The 20,482-nt window shown below is 37.3% G+C and carries 20 protein-coding genes; 18 read left to right on the top strand and 2 right to left on the bottom strand.

The genetic code is table 11. The features are described 5' to 3' along the window. Positions 1 to 26 precede the first annotated feature (26 nt). Positions 27 to 413, top strand: a complete 387-nt coding sequence (locus tag FS608_RS03770) for an FxsA family protein (RefSeq protein WP_144547904.1) — start codon at positions 27 to 29, stop codon at positions 411 to 413. Positions 414 to 455: 42 nt separating this feature from the next. Here FS608_RS03770 and ytvI read toward each other — a convergent pair whose 3' ends face one another. Next, complete coding sequence (gene ytvI, locus FS608_RS03765) at positions 456 to 1,571, bottom strand: sporulation integral membrane protein YtvI (protein WP_144547903.1); 1,116 nt, start codon at positions 1,569 to 1,571, stop codon at positions 456 to 458. Between the two features lie 216 nt (positions 1,572 to 1,787). Here ytvI and FS608_RS03760 point away from each other — a divergent pair, with 216 nt between their 5' ends. The 5 genes from FS608_RS03760 (at position 1,788) to FS608_RS03740 (ending at position 6,629) form a co-directional block, all read left to right on the top strand. Continuing rightward, on the top strand, positions 1,788 to 2,249 hold the full coding sequence (locus FS608_RS03760; RefSeq protein ID WP_144547902.1) for a DUF441 domain-containing protein: 462 nt from the start codon (positions 1,788 to 1,790) through the stop codon (positions 2,247 to 2,249). 276 nt (positions 2,250 to 2,525) lie between these two features. After that, positions 2,526 to 3,644 carry a citrate synthase gene (gene citZ, locus FS608_RS03755; protein ID WP_144547901.1) on the top strand — a complete coding sequence of 373 codons (1,119 nt, stop codon included), beginning with the start codon at positions 2,526 to 2,528 and terminating at the stop codon, positions 3,642 to 3,644. Between the two features lie 123 nt (positions 3,645 to 3,767). Then, positions 3,768 to 5,036: an NADP-dependent isocitrate dehydrogenase gene (icd, locus tag FS608_RS03750; protein ID WP_144547900.1), complete on the top strand. Its 1,269-nt coding sequence runs from the start codon at positions 3,768 to 3,770 to the stop codon at positions 5,034 to 5,036. Positions 5,037 to 5,127: 91 nt separating this feature from the next. Further along, complete coding sequence (mdh, locus tag FS608_RS03745) at positions 5,128 to 6,066, top strand: malate dehydrogenase (protein ID WP_098574379.1); 939 nt, start codon at positions 5,128 to 5,130, stop codon at positions 6,064 to 6,066. An 86-nt stretch (positions 6,067 to 6,152) separates the two neighbouring features. Further along, complete coding sequence (locus FS608_RS03740; RefSeq protein WP_144547899.1) at positions 6,153 to 6,629, top strand: MaoC/PaaZ C-terminal domain-containing protein; 477 nt, start codon at positions 6,153 to 6,155, stop codon at positions 6,627 to 6,629. Positions 6,630 to 6,995: 366 nt separating this feature from the next. Here FS608_RS03740 and FS608_RS03735 read toward each other — a convergent pair whose 3' ends face one another. Then, positions 6,996 to 7,907, bottom strand: coding sequence for a nuclease-related domain-containing protein (locus FS608_RS03735; RefSeq protein ID WP_144547898.1), 912 nt, complete (start codon positions 7,905 to 7,907; stop codon positions 6,996 to 6,998). A gap of 192 nt (positions 7,908 to 8,099) precedes the next feature. On the opposite strand from FS608_RS03735, the gene FS608_RS03730 reads away from it, so the two are divergent. From FS608_RS03730 to dnaI, 12 genes are all read left to right on the top strand, one after another. Continuing rightward, entirely contained in the window at positions 8,100 to 8,816 is a 717-nt protein-coding gene (locus FS608_RS03730; protein WP_144547897.1) for a response regulator transcription factor, read from the top strand. Beyond that, positions 8,813 to 10,231, top strand: coding sequence for a two-component system histidine kinase PnpS (gene pnpS / locus FS608_RS03725; protein ID WP_144547896.1), 1,419 nt, complete (start codon positions 8,813 to 8,815; stop codon positions 10,229 to 10,231). Before FS608_RS03730 ends, pnpS begins: the two co-directional genes overlap by 4 nt. A gap of 19 nt (positions 10,232 to 10,250) precedes the next feature. Continuing rightward, a complete protein-coding gene (polA, locus tag FS608_RS03720; protein WP_144547895.1) occupies positions 10,251 to 12,887 on the top strand; it encodes a DNA polymerase I in 2,637 nt (878 codons plus the stop codon). Positions 12,888 to 12,902: 15 nt separating this feature from the next. Next, entirely contained in the window at positions 12,903 to 13,739 is an 837-nt protein-coding gene (mutM, locus tag FS608_RS03715; RefSeq protein WP_144547894.1) for a DNA-formamidopyrimidine glycosylase, read from the top strand. 96 nt (positions 13,740 to 13,835) lie between these two features. Continuing rightward, the gene (gene ytaF / locus FS608_RS03710; protein ID WP_026563351.1) at positions 13,836 to 14,471 is read left to right on the top strand and encodes a sporulation membrane protein YtaF; all 636 of its coding nucleotides are present in this window, start codon (positions 13,836 to 13,838) and stop codon (positions 14,469 to 14,471) included. Between the two features lie 22 nt (positions 14,472 to 14,493). Beyond that, positions 14,494 to 15,099 (top strand): dephospho-CoA kinase, encoded by a 606-nt coding sequence (gene coaE / locus FS608_RS03705; protein ID WP_144547893.1) that lies wholly within the window; start codon positions 14,494 to 14,496, stop codon positions 15,097 to 15,099. Positions 15,100 to 15,275: 176 nt separating this feature from the next. After that, positions 15,276 to 16,307, top strand: coding sequence for a glyceraldehyde-3-phosphate dehydrogenase (locus FS608_RS03700; protein ID WP_144547892.1), 1,032 nt, complete (start codon positions 15,276 to 15,278; stop codon positions 16,305 to 16,307). A 324-nt stretch (positions 16,308 to 16,631) separates the two neighbouring features. Next, a complete protein-coding gene (speD, locus tag FS608_RS03695) occupies positions 16,632 to 17,006 on the top strand; it encodes an adenosylmethionine decarboxylase (protein ID WP_144547978.1) in 375 nt (124 codons plus the stop codon). A 108-nt stretch (positions 17,007 to 17,114) separates the two neighbouring features. Then, a complete protein-coding gene (locus FS608_RS03690; protein WP_144547891.1) occupies positions 17,115 to 17,510 on the top strand; it encodes a hypothetical protein in 396 nt (131 codons plus the stop codon). Positions 17,511 to 17,598: 88 nt separating this feature from the next. Next, positions 17,599 to 18,060: a transcriptional regulator NrdR gene (gene nrdR / locus FS608_RS03685; RefSeq protein ID WP_026563356.1), complete on the top strand. Its 462-nt coding sequence runs from the start codon at positions 17,599 to 17,601 to the stop codon at positions 18,058 to 18,060. 57 nt (positions 18,061 to 18,117) lie between these two features. Further along, entirely contained in the window at positions 18,118 to 19,506 is a 1,389-nt protein-coding gene (locus FS608_RS03680) for a replication initiation and membrane attachment family protein (protein ID WP_144547890.1), read from the top strand. A 12-nt stretch (positions 19,507 to 19,518) separates the two neighbouring features. Next, positions 19,519 to 20,445, top strand: coding sequence for a primosomal protein DnaI (gene dnaI, locus FS608_RS03675; RefSeq protein WP_144547889.1), 927 nt, complete (start codon positions 19,519 to 19,521; stop codon positions 20,443 to 20,445). Positions 20,446 to 20,482: the final 37 nt, after the last annotated feature.

The raw sequence follows: 20,482 nt of genomic DNA, 5'->3' as shown, positions 1-20,482 counted from the left end.
TAAGCCTTTTGGAAAGGGGACAATCTATGCGATTTTTATTTCTATTAATCATATTAATTCCAGCTCTGGATATTGGCGTACTGCTATTTTCAGGAAAGAAAATTGGTGTATGGCCAACCATTACTCTAATTATTTTAACGGGAATCATTGGGGCGTATTTAGCCAAGAGAGAGGGCTTGCAGACGATCCGAAGGGTGCAAGAACAATTGAGTTATGGACAACTTCCTGGAGATGCATTATTAGATGGAATATGCATATTAATTGGTGGAACACTGCTTTTAACACCTGGATTTATTACAGATGTTACTGGTTTCATATTCCTTTTTCCACCAACCCGCAAGCCAATAAAAATTTTAATCATAAAAATGTGGCAAAGAAGGATTAATAAAGGGAATATCAAAATTATAAAATAAAAGTCAGCTTCCGTTTAGGAGCTGACTTTTTTCCTTAAATCATTATATTTCTTTCCCCATAATAAATCCCCATAAATCATGAAAAACATTGGCCCGATAAAGAGTACTAATAATTACTAGAGTGACAGGACCAACAATTAATCCTAATAATCCAATTAGTTTAAAACCGACGAATAAAGCAATCAGTGTGGCTAATGGGTCGAGGCCAATATTAGACGATAGGATTTTTGGTTCCATAATCTGCCGTTGGACGAGAACAACAATGTAAAGAACGCCTAATCCAATGGCAAGTCCCATGTTTCCACTAATCGCAGCATAAATAATCCAAGGGACAAAAACGGCACCTGTTCCTAAATAGGGAATAATATCGACAATGCCAGTAACTAATGCAATCGTTATTGCATAATCAACTCGAAGAATAAGCAAACCTATTAGAATAATAACTGTAGTAATTGAGATTAATGTTAATTGGGCTTTAATAAATCCAAATAGCGCCCTTTTTAAATCCAAAAAAACCGATCTACTGCTTGTTTTTGCTTTCTCGGGTAAAAGTTTGCCGCCCATTTTCGAGAATCGGTACCAATCTTTACTAATAAAAAACGTAGCCAATAAAGAAAAGATTAAAACTGTCGCTGCATTCGGAAGCCAAGCAATAATATTGGGAATAATCCCGAATAGGTTCTGAATAAAATTGCCAACAGTTGTGCCAATTCTAGTCCCGACATTCTGAATATTACTAATAATGGTATCCTGCTGCCCAGAATCCAATTTTTTAAAGACACTTGATAATTGCTCATATATTGGCAGAATCTGTGCTGTGAAATAATTCTCTATATACTCTATTAACGTATCAAGATGTTTTGGTACCACAGTAGATAAATAATTTGCACCGGAAACAATTTCGGCTATTAGGAGAGTAATAAGTCCTGCAAATAAAGCAAAAATAATAATAAGGGCAATAAAAACTGCTAAGGCACGAGGCATCCTAGCCTTGCTTTCAAAAATATCAACAAGTGGATTAATTAAAAAGGCGATAATTAAACCAATTAAAAATGGATAGATTAGTTTTGATAAATAAAAACAACATAAAAGTCCCAAAACAATTGCTCCAATGACAATGATAAATCGTATCGTCCGGTATAAATACTTTAGATTCAAAGACAAACCTCCTTGTATCCGCAATTATCGTAATTCTAGTTTAACATTTTACGAAATAATCTGCATATTTTTCCAGATAATTATAATAGTGAAAATATTACAAAGGTTTTTTCAAGAATCATTCCAAAGGAAAAGAACAGAAAACTACTGTTAACATAAATTTCACTCAAAGGTAGATGTTATGTTACGATAATTTCGATCAGGAAGGGTGAAAACATGCTTAACGAGTCAGTCTTATTTTTACTATTATTGCTAGTTATTGGTTTTATCGCGAAAAATAGTTCTTTACTAATCGCAATTGCTGTTCTCCTTGCTTTAAAAATTGGAGGATTAGATACCAAAGCATTCTCAATTATACAGTCGAAAGGGATCAACTGGGGGGTAACGATTATAACCATTGCTGTATTAATACCAATTGCAAGTGGAGAAATCGGTTTTAAGGACTTAACAGGAGCATTTAAATCTTCTTATGCATGGATTGCCCTAATCTCGGGTATGATTGTGGCTATGCTTGCAAAAGGAGGGGTAAAATTACTAGCTGATGACCCCCAGATTACTACAGCATTAGTACTTGGAACAATTCTATCTGTGTCTATTTTCAAAGGTGTAGCAGTTGGTCCATTAATTGGTGCTGGAATCGCCTATACCGCAATGAAAATTTTTAGTTTTTTTACTTAGATTTTTTGTAAAATAATATTTTTTTACACTTTTCGAAGCCTTTTCATTCACAAAAATCTGATAATTGTTTATAATAGGCTTGTAAGCGTTTCTTTTTTTACATAAACCACATAAAAACGCTGATTTGTTTATTAACCAATTTTTTTCCTAAAGGAATAGATTCTAATTGTTTGCTTTTGACCCGAGCAATCGCTCAGTTAATTTTATGAATGTATAAGGGGAATATTTTTGCTTTACTGGTATGGGGAAATTTAGAATGAGAAGGAGAGATTTAGTATGACAGTAACACGCGGTCTTGAAGGGGTAGTGGCTACAACTTCCTCCATCAGCTCAATTATTGATGATACGCTTACTTATGTTGGCTATGACATTGACGATTTAGCTGTGAATGCTAGTTTTGAAGAAATCATCTATTTATTATGGCACCTTAAGCTGCCTAATGCTGAACAATTAGCTGAATTGAAAAAACAACTTTCTGACAATGCCGCCTTACCAAAAGAAGTAATTGCGCATTTTAAGATGTACCAAATTGATAAGGTACACCCAATGGCAGCACTTCGTTCAGCCGTTTCTCTTTTAGGTTTATATGATGAGGAAGCAGATTTAATGGAGCCAGACTCAAATTACCGAAAAGCGATTCGCCTTCAGGCAAAAATGCCTGCAATTGTTGCAACATTTGCTCGTGTAAGAAAAGGGTTAGAGCCAATTGCACCTAAACCAGAATTAAGCTTTGCAGCCAATTTCTTATACATGTTGACTGGGAAAGTACCAGAACCGATCGCTGTTGAAGCGATTGATAAAGCGCTTGTATTACACGCGGACCATGAATTAAACGCATCCACATTTACTGCACGTGTATGTGTGGCTACATTATCTGATGTTTATTCTGGAGTAACTGCCGCAATTGGGGCCCTTAAAGGACCTTTACATGGTGGAGCAAATGAAGCGGTCATGAAAATGTTAAAAGAAATTGGTACGCTCGAAAATGTTGAACCATATGTACGTGGCAAGCTTGAGAAGAAAGAAAAAATCATGGGCTTTGGTCATCGTGTTTATCGAAAAGGAGATCCACGTGCCAAGCACTTAAGAGCAATGTCTAAAAAATTAACTGAACTAACAGGCGAACCACAATGGTATGATATCTCTGAAAAAATTGAAAGTATTGTAACCGGTGAAAAGAATCTGCCACCTAATGTGGATTTCTATTCCGCATCTGTTTACCACAGCTTAGGGATTGACCATGATTTAATGACACCAATCTTCGCAGTAAGCAGGGTATCTGGCTGGCTTGCACATATTCTTGAACAGTATCAAAACAACCGCTTAATCCGCCCGCGTGCAGATTATACAGGTCCTGGTATGCAAAAATATGTTCCAATTGAGCAACGAGGTTAATTATTTACTTTTGTCGCAATAATTGGTCTAATAAGAATATATGATAAGGTTAGAGACAAACATCTCTAACCTTTCCATAAGTCATAACGCAGCTTTTTTACATAATAGGAGGGAAAATCAACTATGCAAGGCGAAAAAATTACAGTTACAAACGGTGTATTAAATGTACCAAACAATCCAATTATCCCATTTATTGAAGGTGACGGAATCGGACCAGATATTTGGGCTGCTTCTGAGAGAGTTTTAAATGCAGCTGTTGAAAAAGCGTACAAAGGTGAACGCAAATTAATTTGGAAAGAAGTTTTAGCTGGAGAAAAAGCATTCAACCAAACTGGTGAATGGCTGCCATCAGAAACACTTGATTTAATCAATGAATATTTGATTGCCATTAAAGGGCCATTAACTACTCCTGTTGGCGGAGGAATTCGTTCGTTGAACGTTGCTCTACGTCAAGAGTTAGATTTGTTTGTGTGCTTACGTCCAGTTAGATGGTTCGAAGGTGTTCCTTCACCAGTTAAGCGTCCACAAGATACTGATATGGTTATTTTCCGTGAAAACACAGAAGATATTTATGCTGGTATTGAGTATGAAAAAGGTTCAGAAGCAGTTAAAAAGGTAATTGACTTCTTACAAAATGAAATGGGTGTTAACAAAATCAGATTCCCAGAAACTTCTGGTATCGGTATTAAGCCTGTTTCTGAACAAGGTACTTCGCGTCTAGTTCGTGCGGCAATTAACTATGCCATTAAAGAAGGCCGTTCTTCAGTTACACTCGTACACAAAGGTAATATCATGAAATTTACTGAAGGCGCATTTAAAAACTGGGGCTATGAGCTTGCTGAGAAGGAATTCGGGGATAAAGTATTTACATGGGCTCAATATGACCGCATTAAAGCGGAGCAAGGTTCAGAAGCTGCTAATAAAGCTCAAGCTGATGCAGAAGCAGCAGGCAAAATTATCGTAAAAGATGCAATTGCTGATATCTTCTTACAACAAATTCTTACACGTCCGCGTGAATTTGATGTTGTTGCAACAATGAATTTAAATGGAGATTTCATTTCAGATGCACTTGCAGCGCAAGTAGGCGGTATTGGTATTGCACCAGGTGCTAACATCAACTATGAAACAGGACATGCGATTTTTGAAGCAACACATGGTACTGCACCTAAATATGCAGGTCTTGATAAGGTGAATCCTTCATCTGTTATTTTATCAGGTGTGTTATTGCTTGAGCACTTAGGCTGGAACGAAGCCGCTACAATGGTTATTAAATCAGTAGAAAAAACAATTGCTTCTAAAGTTGTAACATATGATTTTGCTCGATTAATGGAAGGCGCAACAGAAGTAAAAACTTCTGAATTTGCTAACGAGCTTATTAAGAACATGGAGTAAAGAATTGATGCAGATGTGGGCTGTTCTTTAATAGCCCCGCCTGCATTTTAAGGTTCAAGACCAACAAAAACGTTTAAAGGGGAGAGTTATAATGTCATTAAAACGTAAAAAGGTTTCTGTAATCGGCGGAGGATTTACTGGAGCAACTACGGCATTTTTACTAGCTCAAAAGGAACTTGGAGATGTAGTTTTAGTAGATATCGCTCCAATGGAAAACCCTACAAAAGGTAAGGCATTAGATATGCTAGAAGCAAGTCCAGTACAAGGCTTTGATGCTAATATTACTGGTACTTCAAACTATGAAGATACTCGTGATTCAGATATCGTCGTGATCACTGCTGGTATTGCCCGTAAACCTGGTATGAGCCGTGATGATTTAGTTCAGACAAACCAAAAGGTTATGAGAAGTGTAACTCAAGAAATCGTGAAGTATTCCCCTAACTGTACAATTCTTGTTTTAACCAACCCAGTTGATGCAATGACATACACTGTATTTAAAGAATCAGGATTCCCTAAAAACCGTGTAATTGGTCAATCTGGTGTTCTTGATACTGCTCGTTTCCGCACATTTGTTGCTCAAGAATTGAACCTTTCTGTTAAAGACATTACAGGTTTCGTTTTAGGTGGTCATGGTGATGACATGGTTCCCCTTGTACGTTACTCATATGCTGGTGGAATTCCATTAGAAACATTAATTCCTAAAGACCGTCTTGAAGCAATTGTAGAACGAACTCGTAAAGGCGGCGGTGAAATTGTTAACCTTCTAGGTAATGGAAGCGCTTATTATGCTCCTGCTGCTTCTTTAGTTGAAATGTGTGAAGCAATACTTAAAGACCAACGTCGCGTTCTTCCATCTATTGCTTATCTTGAAGGTGAATTTGGTTACGATGGCATCTACCTAGGTGTACCAACAATCCTTGGTGCAAATGGCATTGAAAAAGTCATCGAGCTTGAATTAACTGCTGACGAAAAAGCTGCTTTAGATAAATCAGTTGAATCCGTTCGCAATGTGATGCAAGTATTAGCGTAAAAGAATAAAAGAGAAATTCGGGGTTACAATGGTTCCCCGAATTTCTTTGTATTTGTTTGAAATCGCTTACATGGAGGTGGAGTTTTTTGCTTTTAGGTAAAAAGAGAAGGTTAGGACGTAAAATTGAAGAAATTACTGTCGGTGAAAAACTAGCTATGACAGAAAAAATAGAAGACAAGGATCTGCTACTTTATTTAGGATTAACTGATGATGCAAATCCCCTCTATATTCAGCATGATTATGCTTCACAGACTCCTTTTGAAAAGCCAATCGTTCCGAGCATTATGCTGACAGGTATGATTACCTCAGCCATCTCGAAATATTTACCCGGTCCTGGAAGTCATATTTTAAGTCAAGAGATCAGTTTTCCAAAACCCGTTTATCATTATGGGGCAGTTGAGCTTTTATTCGAAGTGGTTGAAGTAACAAGGGAAGAGCATACCATTGTAATTAGTGTGGTAGGAACCAATGAAAAGAATGAGACAGTCATTCAAGGCAAAGTCAAAGTTTGTCCGCCCCACCGATTGGAAGAAATTCATGGCCGGGCTTTAGAGAATTTTTAATAAAGTTATTAAGATGGAATGTGAACTGTTCACATTCCTTTTTTGAGTTAACAATAGAACGAGGAAGGTTCATAAAGCCCGAAAAGGGTGAGGACCTTCTTTTTAAGGTCAGTAAGAGCAGTTCATAAAGCCTCAAAAGGGTGTTGGTCTGCTTGTTCGGGTCGATATGAGCGGTTCATAAAGCCTAAAAAGGTAATACACTCGTTTGTTCGGGGGGATAAGAGTCATTCATAGAGCCTGAATAAATGATCCACCTGCTCGTTGGGGGCTATAAGATTGGCTCATAAAGCCCGAAGGATGATCTTCCACTCATTCGGGGCCCTTTGCAGAGATATATGCAAGAAACGAGATTTATGACAAGTCAATTCAAATATAATATGTATATTTTTTGTTCCCAATGGACTGATAGTTTTTCTTTAAATATTTTTTAATTGTTTTTTTTGCCACAACCCCACCACACCATTCATAGACCAAATTAGTTGTAATTTTAATATCAGGAAATAGAAGCTTTATTTCCTCTACATTACGCAAAATAGCAGATTCAATCCCTTCCACACATTCACATATATCACAGATAACTTTTCTAGCGCCTGTTGAAAAAGTTACATTAAATGAGTTACATTTTGCACAGGTGATACCTTTTTTTTGCTGATTATAATCATAAGGGGGGAGTCTAGTATAAGGTGATTCAATTTGATGTAGGGTAACAAGCTTATCAGCAATTTTGAAATGGCGATTAGTTAATTTTGCAGGAATCTTCTCCAGTTTTTTTATTAGCTGGTTTAATTGTGTCGGGAAAACAAAGGACTTGTTTGGAGGGGCTTCATATAATGTAAACTCGGGGTTAATAAATACAACGGATCCCTCAATGGGAATATTATATCCTAAATTTTGAAGTAACTGGCTGAACAAAAACTGGGTTCGTTTTAGTTGGTCCAGAGGATTTTTATAATCTTTACCGGAAATCTTTTTCAGCCTGTCAGGTTTGTAAATAAAGTCGCCATCATAATTTTTAACTTCAAAATGGTAAATAGCATCTTGGAAAATGATGGTGGTATCAATTTGAAATTTAGATCCATTAACCTCGAGCAGTAATTCGTTTAGTATAATGCACTGACTTTGAAGATTCTCAGTTAATTCGTCGAATTGAGTTTCACCCTTAAAGCCTTTTTCTAGGTTTAAATACTTTTTTTGTTCCTCTGCTGTTAAACCCATACGTCGGTTTAAAATTCTGAGAATTAATAATTCACCAGATTCATTTCGATTTTTGTAAGCCATATTCCACTTCCTTCCTCGTGTTTAGGTTAATTTTATAAAAAATAATGAGGGAATTTGGTAGAAGTAATGACTTTTTAGTTAACTTTTCAAAAGACTAACTCATACGAAGTTCGTTTGTTAAAGTTTTGTAAAGCTAGAAAATACACAAACTTTATTATTATAATGGAGGTAACTAAAAATGTGGGGGTTATTATGAAAAATAGAGTGCTTGTTGTCGATGATGAACAGTCAATTGTTACTTTACTACAATATAACATGGAGCAAGCGGGGTTTGATGTAATAACAGCAATGGATGGTGAAGAGGGGAAACAAATTGCTGAGACCCAATCCCCTGATATCATTGTTTTAGATCTAATGCTGCCTAAAATGGATGGAATGGAAGTTTGTAAGCAGTTGAGACAAAACAAGATTATGACTCCGATTTTAATGTTAACAGCTAAAGAGGATGAATTCGATAAAATCTTGGGGCTAGAGCTAGGTGCAGATGATTATATGGTGAAACCTTTCAGTCCAAGAGAAGTGATTGCCCGTGTCAAAGCAATCCTTAGAAGGACACAAACTCAAACGGATGCTGCACCGGTAAGTGGGGAAGAGAAGGGGGTACTACAAATAGGTAATTTAAAAATCAATTCTGATAAATATGAGGCTTACTTTAACGACAATCTGTTGGAGTTAACCTTAAAAGAATTTGAATTGCTTCTTTATCTTGCTCAAAATAAAGGGCGTGTTATGACTCGTGATCAATTATTAAGTGCCGTTTGGAATTATGACTTTGCTGGCGATACTAGAATAGTCGATGTACATATCTCACATTTAAGAGAAAAAGTTGAAGTGGACACAAAAAAGCCAGCCTATATCAAAACAATTCGGGGCTTGGGCTATAAACTGGAGGAGCCGAAAGGAGAATGACCAAATTCCGTAAAGGACTGCTAATATCACTAATCATATTAATTATTATTGTATTAGTTGGGGTAGGAATTTTGATAGGTCAATTTTTTAAAAGCTATTACCTAGAGTCTCTAACTCAACACCTGAAAATTGAAGTCTTGTGGGTTCTTTCCATTTGTCTTGGGATTGCCATCATTATTATTCTTTTTCTATGTGTAAGAATTACCTCAAAGTATACAAAACCAATTGAGGCCGCTACAAATGTTGCCATTGAACTTGCAAAAGGAAATTACCGTGCGCGAACTACAGTAAGTAGATTAGATGAAACGGGGATGCTTGGGTCATCAATCAATATGCTGGCCGAAAACCTACAAGAGCTCACTAAAGCACAAGAAATGCAACAGGATAGGCTCAGTGCATTAATTGAAAATATGGGCGCTGGTTTAGTGTTAATTGATAGTCGAGGGTATATTAACCTAATCAATAAAGGATTTATTGATATTTTCCACGTCAATTCTAGCGATTATTTAAATAAAGTTTATTATGAAGTGATTGAATATGAGGAAATTTGTCAATTAGTGGCTGAAGTTTTTCGGACGGAAAAGAAGGTTAGCAAACAAATACTTGTTCCACTATTCATTGAACGGAGATACTTTGTTGTGTACGGTGTCCCGATTCTCGGAACCAACAATGTTTGGAAAGGTGTATTGCTCGTATTTCATGATATTACGGAAATTAAAAAACTCGAGCAAATGCGCAAGGATTTTGTGGCCAATGTATCACATGAATTAAAAACCCCAGTCACTTCTATTAAAGGGTTTACTGAAACACTGATGGATGGTGCCATGAATAATAAAGAAACATTGGAAGCGTTTCTTTCCATTATTCTCAAAGAAAGTGACCGTCTCCAAACCCTCATCCAAGATCTATTAGATCTTTCAAAAATAGAACAACAGGGCTTCAGATTAAATATTCAAGAACTAGATTTGTACGAGCTATTAAAAGAAGTTATTACGGTTCTTAGTGGAAAAGCCCAAGCAAAGAATATCCGGATTAACCTCCTTTGTAAGCAAGATCAAGTGATGGTCCAGGGTGATTTAGACCGGTTAAAACAAGTGTTTATTAACTTGATTGCCAATGCCATGAACTACACTCCGCCTGAAGGGAATGTGGAAATTATCCTTCTCGAACACGGTGATAAGATACGAGTTCATGTAAAAGATACGGGAATTGGAATTAGTAAGGAAGAAATTCCGCGTATTTTTGAACGATTTTACCGTGTCGACCGAGATAGGAGCCGGAACTCCGGTGGGACTGGACTTGGACTAGCGATCGTTAAGCATTTAATTGAAGCCCATCATGGAAATATAAGTGTTAGAAGTGAATTGGGTGAAGGAAGCGAGTTTATAATTGAATTATATAAATATTTAAGGTGATTTTGGAAGGTGGATATAAATGGAAAAGAAGAAACTTGTCCTTATAGATGGTAATAGTATTGCTTACCGGGCATTCTTTGCACTACCCTTGCTTAATAACGATAAAGGAATTCATACGAATGCCGTTTATGGCTTTACGATGATGCTGATGAAAATACTTGAGGATGAAAAGCCAAGCCATATCCTTGTTGCATTTGACGCGGGAAAAACGACCTTTCGACATAAAACCTTTAGTGAATATAAAGGCGGCAGACAAAAAACTCCGCCTGAGCTATCAGAACAATTTCCGTTCATTCGTGACCTTCTAGATGCCTATGGAATCTCTAGGTATGAACTTGAAAATTATGAGGCCGATGATATCATTGGTACTTTGTCATTAAATGCTGAACATGATGGGTATGAAGTAAAGGTGATTTCCGGAGATAAAGATTTAACGCAACTCTCTTCACCAACCACTACAGTTGGAATCACGCGTAAGGGTATTACAGATATTGAGGAATATACCCCTGAACATGTCGCTGAAAAATATGGACTTACACCAGACCAAATCATTGATATGAAGGGGCTGATGGGAGACCCTTCCGATAATATTCCTGGTGTACCTGGTGTTGGTGAAAAAACAGCTATCAAACTTTTAAAGGAATTTACTACGCTTGAAAATTTATTAGCCTCCATTGACCAGGTTAATGGTAATAAGCTTAAAGAGAAGTTGGAAGAATTTAAGGATCAAGCCATAATGAGTAAAGAGCTGGCAACAATTGAAAGGCAAGCACCTATCGATGTAAATATAGATACGATCACTTATGAGGGTTTTACGCGCGATAAATTAGTCGCTCTCTTTAAAGAATTAGGCTTTCATTCGTTATTGGATAAGCTGGGAGAAGGTCCAGACATGGCTGATGTGCCAGAACTGGAAGAGATTGAGTTTCAAACTCCAGAAGAAATCACGGAAGAGATATTCGCAGATGATAATTATTTTTATGTTGAGATGTTAGATGATAATTATCATTATGCAGAGATTATTGGTTTCTCCCTCGTCAATGAAAACGGTCATTTCTACTTCCCTACTGAACAGGTAATACAATCTGATGTTTTCAAAAAATGGGCGGAGGATGAAAGTAAAAAGAAGACAGTTTATGATGCCAAGCGTTCTGAGGTCTCTTTACGAAGATATGATATTCATTTAAAAGGAGTCGATTTTGATATTCTGATGGCCTCCTATATCATTAATCCTTCAGAAAACATTGAAGATCTCGCCGCGATTACAAAACGATTTGATGTACATACAATCCAAACCGATGAATCTTTTTATGGGAAAGGGGCGAAACGAAAGGTCCCTGAAGTAACACAACTTGCAGAACATCTTGTCCGTAAAAGTCTTGCCATGTCTGACCTAAGAGGAAAACTAGAGGATGAATTAAGAAAAAATGAACAATATGAGTTATTTACCGAACTTGAAATGCCATTATCGCTTATCTTAGCCGATATGGAATCATGTGGAATCAAAGTCGAACAGGAACGCCTCCAGACAATGGGCAAAGAACTAAATGAGAGACTAATTGAAATTGAAGAAAAGATATGTGAATTAGCAGGCGAAAAATTTAATATCAACTCACCGAAACAGCTTGGCGTTATTTTATTTGATAAATTAAACCTGCCTTCATTAAAGAAAACAAAAACAGGTTATTCCACGTCAGCGGATGTATTGGAGAAATTAGCGGAGGATCATGAAATTATTGAATACATCCTTCTATACAGACAATTAGGGAAGCTCCAATCTACCTATATAGAAGGATTGTTAAAGGTGATCAATCCTAAAACCGGGAAAGTCCATACAAGATATCAACAAACCTTAACAGCGACAGGGCGGTTAAGTTCTATTGATCCCAATTTGCAAAATATCCCGATTCGATTGGAAGAGGGTCGGAAAATTCGTCAGGCCTTTGTTCCATCTGAGGAAGGGTGGATCATTTTTGCTGCTGACTATTCCCAGATTGAACTTCGCGTTCTTGCTGATATTGCTGGTGATGATAAGCTGATTCAAGCATTTAAGGAAGATATGGATATTCATACCAAGACCGCGATGGAGGTTTTCCACGTCAATAAAGATGAGGTAACCTCGAATATGAGGCGTCAGGCAAAAGCCGTTAATTTTGGAATTGTCTATGGAATCAGTGATTATGGACTATCCCAATCCTTAGGAATAACCAGGAAGGAAGCCGGTCAATTCATTGAACGCTATTTAGATACTTACCCAGGTGTCAAAGAATATATGGATGATATTATCCACTCAGCTAAGCAAAAAGGATATGTTTCAACTCTTATGCAAAGAAGGAGATATATTCCTGAAATTACTGCGCGTAATTTTAATATCCGAAGTTTTGCCGAAAGAACGGCTATGAACACGCCAATTCAAGGCAGTGCTGCTGATATCATAAAAAAAGCAATGATAGATATGGACGATGCATTAAAGGACATGGGGTTAAAGACACGGCTTTTACTTCAGGTCCATGATGAATTAATTTTTGAAGCACCTGAGGAAGAATTGGAAACTTTAAAGAAGTTAGTCCCAGATGTGATGGAAAATGCCCTCGAATTAAAGGTGCCATTAAAAGTGGATTATGCCTACGGGCCAACATGGTTTGACGCTAAATAAAAGGAGGGGGCTATCTTGCCAGAACTTCCGGAAGTAGAAACCGTTCGAAAAACATTAAAAAAATTAGTGGTTAATAAAACAATCGAGGATATAACTGTCTATTGGCCAAAAATCATAAAAACCCCACTTGAAGTGGAACAATTTGTCGATGCCTTGATTGGAGAGACTATTATCGATGTAGGCAGAAGAGGGAAATTTTTAATTATCTATACAGGAAATTTCGCTCTAGTTTCCCACTTAAGAATGGAAGGAAAGTATGGTCTATATCCTAAGAAGGAGCCCTATGATAAACATACACATGTTCTCTTTCATTTTACAGATGGGACCGAATTAAGGTATCGGGACGTTCGAAAGTTTGGAACCATGCACCTCTATAAAAAAGGGGATGAATTTTTAACGGAGCCCTTAATCGGACTGGGCCCTGAACCTTTTTCAGAGGAATTTACCGTTCAGTATCTGGCTGAAAAGCTGAAAAAAACGAATCGAAAAATTAAAACCGCTTTATTAGACCAAAAAGTCTTTGTGGGATTGGGTAATATCTATGTGGATGAAGCGCTTTTTAGGGCCGGCATCCATCCAGAACGTATTGCCAACACACTTGATGCAAATGAACTTAACCTTCTTCATCGTGAAATTGTTGCAACCTTAAGTGAGGCAGTTAAAAAAGGGGGAAGTACGATTCGATCGTATGTTAACTCTCAAGGTGAAATTGGAATGTTTCAGCTTGAATTATATGCTTACGGTCGAAAGGGTGAAGAGTGTAAACGGTGCGGGACACCTTTAGAAAAAATAACTGTTGGCGGAAGAGGAACCCATTACTGTCCACAATGCCAAAAGATCTCAGCAGAATAGAAAAAGTAAAAAGGTGAAAATAGAATAACATTAACCATGGATAGGCTCCTGCCATATACTATCGTAATGATTTTGGTGGAAGGAGCCCTAGACATCATGGTTCAGTTGTTATCACTTCTCATCCTGGCTTTTGCACTTAGCCTTGACAGCTTTAGCGTAGGATTTACCTATGGACTAAGGAAAATGATCATGCCGCTTAGGTCAATAATTATTATTGCAAGTTGCTCTGCTATTTCCTTAATGATCGCTGTGTCAATTGGACACGGACTTGAGAAAGTTTTATCACCAAGAATTACGGCAAGCCTAGGGGGAATAATCCTAATTGGTCTTGGTGCTTGGGTTTTGTATCAATTTTTTCGACCAGAAAAAGAAAAGGACGTACTAGATCAGGAAAAGACAATCGTGAATTTTGAAATCAAGTCCCTAGGATTAGCCATTAATATATTGAAAAAGCCGATGTCGGCTGATTTCGATCAATCTGGTACGATTACTGGGATTGAGGCGTTAATGTTAGGGTTTGCCTTGTCGCTGGATGCCTTTGGAGCAGGGATTGGCGCAGCGATGCTTGGCTTCTCTCCTTATTATTTAGCGTTTACTGTCGCAATTATGAGTTCATTGTTTGTTCTTTTAGGAATAAAAAGTGGAACTTTTTTTCATAAATTTGAATGGATTCAAAAGTTCACCTTTTTGCCAGGGATATTATTAATAATCATTGGGATTTGGAAATTATAAGAACCAGAAAGAGGATATGGGGATGTCATTAGTTATCGGTTTAACAGGTGGAATTGCCAGTGGAAAAAGTACTGTCTCTAACTTTTTTAAAGAAATGAATATCACGGTGGTTGATGCAGATATTGAAGCACGCCTTGCGGTAATGAAAGGTGAAACGGCTTATTTTAATATCCTTGCTGAGTTTGGCGAAGATATATTATTAGCCGATGGAGAAATCGATCGGCCTAAACTGGGCTCGATTATTTTTCATCAAGTCGAAAAACGGCAATTATTAAATGACATCGTTCACCCAGAAGTCAGAAGAAGAATGAAGGATAAAGTCGAAACGGCGAAAAAGAATGGTGAAGAAGTGGTTGTTCTCGATATACCGTTACTATTTGAAAGTAAACTTACGTATATGGTGGATAAAACATTACTAGTATTTGTTGACAATGAAACTCAATTAAAAAGATTAATCGCGAGAAATAACCTATCTGTTGAGGATGCAGAAGCAAGGATCCATTCTCAAATGCCATTGGCTGATAAACTCAGGCTCGCAGACGCAGTAATTAATAATAATGGTTCGGTCGAGGATACAAAAAAACAGCTTCTTGAAATCTTAGCGCAGTTTGGCATCAATAAAAAATAATATGAAATAATTAGGGAGAAGGAGTGACCTTCTCTTTTTTTATATTAATAAGTTATCTAAATTATAAAACATTTTAAAAATCCGCACTTTATTCATCACAATTCCACCTAAATATGTTATACTAATTACAATAATACAAGTATTAAGTATGACATTAATACAGAAGGGGTTGCAAAATGAAGACAAAAGTTGCGATTAATGGATTTGGGAGAATTGGAAGGATGGTTTTTAGAAAAGCGATCCTTGAAAATAAGCTTGATGTTGTAGCCATAAATGCTAGTTATCCTGCAGAAACATTAGCACATTTACTTAAATATGATACAAATCATGGACCATTTCAAGGAGAAGTTGTTCCATTAGATGATGAGCTGCTTGTAAATGGAAAAAGGATTAAATTATTGAGCAGTCGTAATCCAGAGGAACTTCCATGGAGAGAGCTCGGGATTGAGATTGTGATTGAAGCTACTGGGAAGTTTAATGCCCGTGAAGCGGCAGCATTACACTTAGAAGCAGGGGCAAAGAAAGTGATCTTAACTGCACCAGGAAAAAATGAGGACGTTACCATTGTTATGGGTGTTAATGAAGAAATGCTGGATATTAATGAACATGAAATTATCTCCAATGCATCATGTACAACCAACTGTCTTGCACCTGTTGCAAAGGTATTAGATGATAAATTTGGAATTGAAAGCGGATTAATGACGACCATTCATGCCTATACAAATGATCAAAAAAATATAGATAATCCTCATAAAGATTTACGGAGGGCTCGTGCTTGCGGTCAATCAATCATTCCAACGACAACAGGGGCAGCGAAAGCAATTTCTCTAGTTTTACCACAGTTAAAGGGGAAATTACATGGTATGTCACTTCGTGTTCCAACACCAAACGTTTCACTGGTTGATTTAGTCGTGGATCTTAAACAAGATGTAACCGTGGATGAAGTCAATCATGCCTTTATTGAAGCAGCAAATGGCCCATTAAAAGGCATTTTAGATTTTACAATGGAACCGTTAGTATCTGTTGATTTTAATACCAATGAACATTCTGCCATCATTGATGGTCTATCCACAATGGTGATGGGGACAAGAAAAGTAAAGGTTTTGGCATGGTATGATAATGAGTGGGGCTATTCTTCACGTGTGGTAGATCTCACACTGTTAGTTGCTCAGAAAATAGCAGAATCCTCCGAATTAAAGGTTGGATAAATAAACAAAAAAAGCTGTCGATTGACAGCCTTTTTTTTGTGCTATCTCGTGCCATTTTGGTGTAATTAGGCATAAAATAGTTTTGTTGAATTTATTTATAAAGTGATGAAAAAGCCCGTCCTAATAAAGTTTTTTATATTGATAGGTTGCAAAAAAAATATAAACAAAGTATACTAGTCATCGTGAACTTCTTGAAATTGGTAACGATTAATTACTTAAAGGGTTAGGACCTCTCTGGACTAACTTTCCCCCGTGGTAGTTATAAGATACCGTTTGTACATGATTTCAAGAAAGAACAAAAAGGTTAGAGGGGGACAAATGAATATGGAAACAATGGGACGTCACGTGATCTCTGAGCTATGGGGATGCGACTTTGAAAAACTAAACGATATGAATTTTATTGAAACGACTTTTGTTGAAGCAGCTCTTAAATCAGGAGCGGAAATCCGTGAAGTAGCATTTCATAAATTTGCTCCACAAGGTGTGAGCGGTGTCGTCATTATTTCCGAATCACATCTAACTATTCACAGCTTCCCTGAGCATGGATATGCCAGCATTGATGTCTTCACTTGCGGCGATTTAGATCCTAATGTTGCAGCAGATTATATTTCTGAGGCATTGAATGCCCAAACACGTGAAAATATAGAAATTCCACGTGGCATGGGTCCTGTCCATGTAAAACAGGCAAAAGTTCTATAATCTTTATAAAAATAATTAGTGAAGAGGTGTATCTTAACATACACCTCTTTTTATATTTTAAGCGAAAATGTTGTACAATAAGACCAAAGACAATTGGGGAGGAAAAGTATGGCTATGTTTGGTAACTTATTTGTGAGATTTAAGCAGCAAATTGAGACTTCAGACCGAATTGCGGATGATTCTTTAAAAACGCATTATTATAAGGCGAAGTTCAATCAAGTTTTTGATTCAGTTGAAAAGTTATTCCATGAAGATGCAGATTGCCAGATAACAACCGTTTCTAAAGATCATGGGGAAATTGCTGTTGAAATCAACAAACCAATTAAATGCTTTCTGATTGTTACTATTGTGTCTGTAAAACCAATGGAAACAGCAGTAGACTTTAATATATCATCTGAAAAAATTTCGATACTTGGTGCTTATCCTGCTTTAAAAAAGCGGATTATTTCTTATTACGAGCGAATTAATCAATTACATACCTTTGTTGGAATAAAAAACTCCTAATACTTACTTGTATAAAGATATTCTTTTTTATAAGATGAAAGTAAGCGTTTAGTTCGGGTTATACAGTGTAGATTTGGAGTTGATTACAATGAAATGCCCTTCTTGTCAAAATTATGGTACACGTGTCCTTGATTCCAGGCCTGTTGATGAAGGCCGGGCCACACGGAGGAGACGCGAATGTGAAGAATGTGGGTATCGGTTTACTACGTTTGAGAAGATTGAAGAGATCCCGCTAATTGTAGTCAAAAAAGAAGGTACCAGAGAAGAGTTCAGTCGTGATAAAATCTTACGAGGCTTGATAAAAGCTTGTGAGAAGCGGCCTGTGGCCTTAAAGGAACTAGAAGATATAACCCACGGTGTTGAAAAAGACCTGCGCAGTCAGGGGATTTCTGAAATAAAGAGTGAAGCCATAGGTGAAATGGTAATGGACAGGCTAGCACACGTGGACGAAGTTGCATATGTCAGATTCGCATCTGTCTATCGACAATTTAAAGATATCAATGTATTCATTGATGAATTAAAAGAATTAATAAAAAAAGAAAAATCTTAAGAGCTAAAGAGGTTTTTGGCTCTTTTTGACTTTATAACAGGGGAAGGTTGTAGTAATATGGCGCAGCATTGGCAGGAAATTCTTCCTATTGACCGTTATATCGTAACTGCTGATGGGCTACTGCATGATTATGACCGTAAAGTGCTGACGTTTTTATATCAGCCCTTGATTGGTTCAACTTGCTTTAGTTTATATATGACTCTCTGGGCAGAGGTAGAGGAAAACCGGCTTTGGTCTGAGTCCTCCACACACCATCTGTTGATGAATCTCTTAGAAATGAACTTAAAGGACATTTTCGAAGCAAGATTAAAGTTGGAAGGCATAGGTCTGTTAAAGACCCGTGTCAAAACAGATGAAGGAGGACGGTCTTTTTTATATGAACTTCGTCCTCCACTAAGTCCCGAACAATTCTTTTTAGATGGAATGCTAAATATATATCTTTACCGTAAAATTGGAAAAAATCACTTTTCTAGGTTAAAACGCTTTTTTAGTGACCAACAAAAGCCGGCCAATGATGAGTATGTCGATGTTACAAAAGCCTTTCAGGATGTCTTTGCTTCGGCGGCCCCAGGCAGTATGCAATATATACAAGGGATTTCTGAAGAATTACATGAGGAAGAAAATCAGCAGTTTATCGGAAGGGCGGAATCAAATCCGATTCAAATTGGTGTAGACACGTTTGATTTTGATACGTTATCTGCTGGGCTGAATGAATCACTCGTTCCAAAAAAAGCGTTAACACCAAAAGTGAAAGCTGTGATTAGTAATCTTGCATTTTTGTATCAAATCGCCCCATTAGAAATGAAAAATTTCATTTTAGGTGCTATTAACGAACATGATGAAATTGATATTGAAGACTTAAGAAAAGGTGCTCGTGATTGGTATCAGTTTGTTAATTATGACCAGTTGCCCAGCCTGATTAACCGAACCCAGCCTATTGTTCACCAAACGCAAATAACTGAACCGAAAACCCCGGAGGAAAAGTTAATTCGTTCTTACGAAACGACCCCGCCACTTATCGTTTTTAAAGAATTCTCCGGAGGAGTAGAGCCTTCGAATGCCAATTTGAAAACATTAGAAGAAATTATGATTAAATATAAACTGCCACCGGGTGTTGTCAATGTTTTAATTGAAGTGGCAATGAGAAAAACGGACATGAAATTTACTAAGGGCTTTGTCGAATCCATTGCTAGTCATTGGGCAAGGAAGCAGGTTAAAACAGTGAAGGAAGCAATGGAACTCGCGAAAAATGAAGAACACAAGGCAGCTGAAAGTAAAAAAACGGGGAAATCAGTTAGTAAAAAGCCGATTCGGACAGAGTTAATTCCTGATTGGTTTGATGAGGGCACACAGGAGGCAAAGAAAGAGCCATCGCAGGGAATTACCAATGAGGTTGAAGCAAAGAAACGGGCGATTGAAGAAAAATTAAAAGCGTTCCGCAAATAGGGGGTGCCGTAGTTGGAGAAAATCAATAAAACCTTAAATAGATTGGCTTCAAATGAAAGTTTTCAAAAACGCTATGAACAACAGCGGAAGCAAGTCCTGCAAAATCCTGATGTTAAAGCATTTCTATCACAGAATCAAGAAGCTATTGATTCTGTGATGATTGATAAAAGTATGAGTAAACTGTATGAATACATCAATCAGAGCAAGGATTGCAATAAATGTGAGTCCCTTGATGGCTGCATCAATTTTATGAAGGGGTATCACCCTGATTTGGTTCTAGCTCGAAATTCTATCGATGTTGTTTATAAACAATGTCCTAGGAAAATTATGGCTGATGAAAAGAAGAAAAATGAGAAGTTGATCAAGAGTTTATATGTCCCTAGAGATATCTTGGAAGCATCCTTTGAGGAATTTGAAGCGGACACAGGCCGACTTGATGCCGGAGATCAGGCGGCAACGTTCTTAATGAATTATGAGGCAGGAAAAAAACCAAAAGGTCTTTATCTTTATGGAAAATTCGGAGTGGGAAAATCTTATTTATTAGGGGCAATTGCCAATGAATTGGCGAAGAAACAAATTTCTTCGATGATTGTCTATGTGCCTGAATTGTTGCGAGAGATGAAAGGGTCAATCGCGGATTCCACATTGAATGAAAAAATTGAGGCTTTAAAAAAAGAACCGATCCTCATGCTTGATGATATTGGCGCTGAAGCTGTATCAAGTTGGACAAGGGACGAGGTGCTGGGTCCTATTTTACAATTTAGAATGCTTGAGAGTCTTCCCACATTTTTCACATCAAATTTTGACTTTAAAGGCCTGGAGCATCATCTAACTTACAGCCAGAGGGGCGAAGAAGAGAAAATGAAAGCAAGACGAATCATGGAGCGAATTCGTTCCTTGAGTATGCCTGTGATGGTTGAGGGTCCAAACAGAAGGTAATTTAAATTAAAGAAAGTAGTTTTAGGATTGTCGTAAA

It is taken from the genome of Bacillus sp. X1(2014) (assembly GCF_007678255.1).
This window is presented reverse-complemented; position numbering and strand designations above follow the sequence as displayed.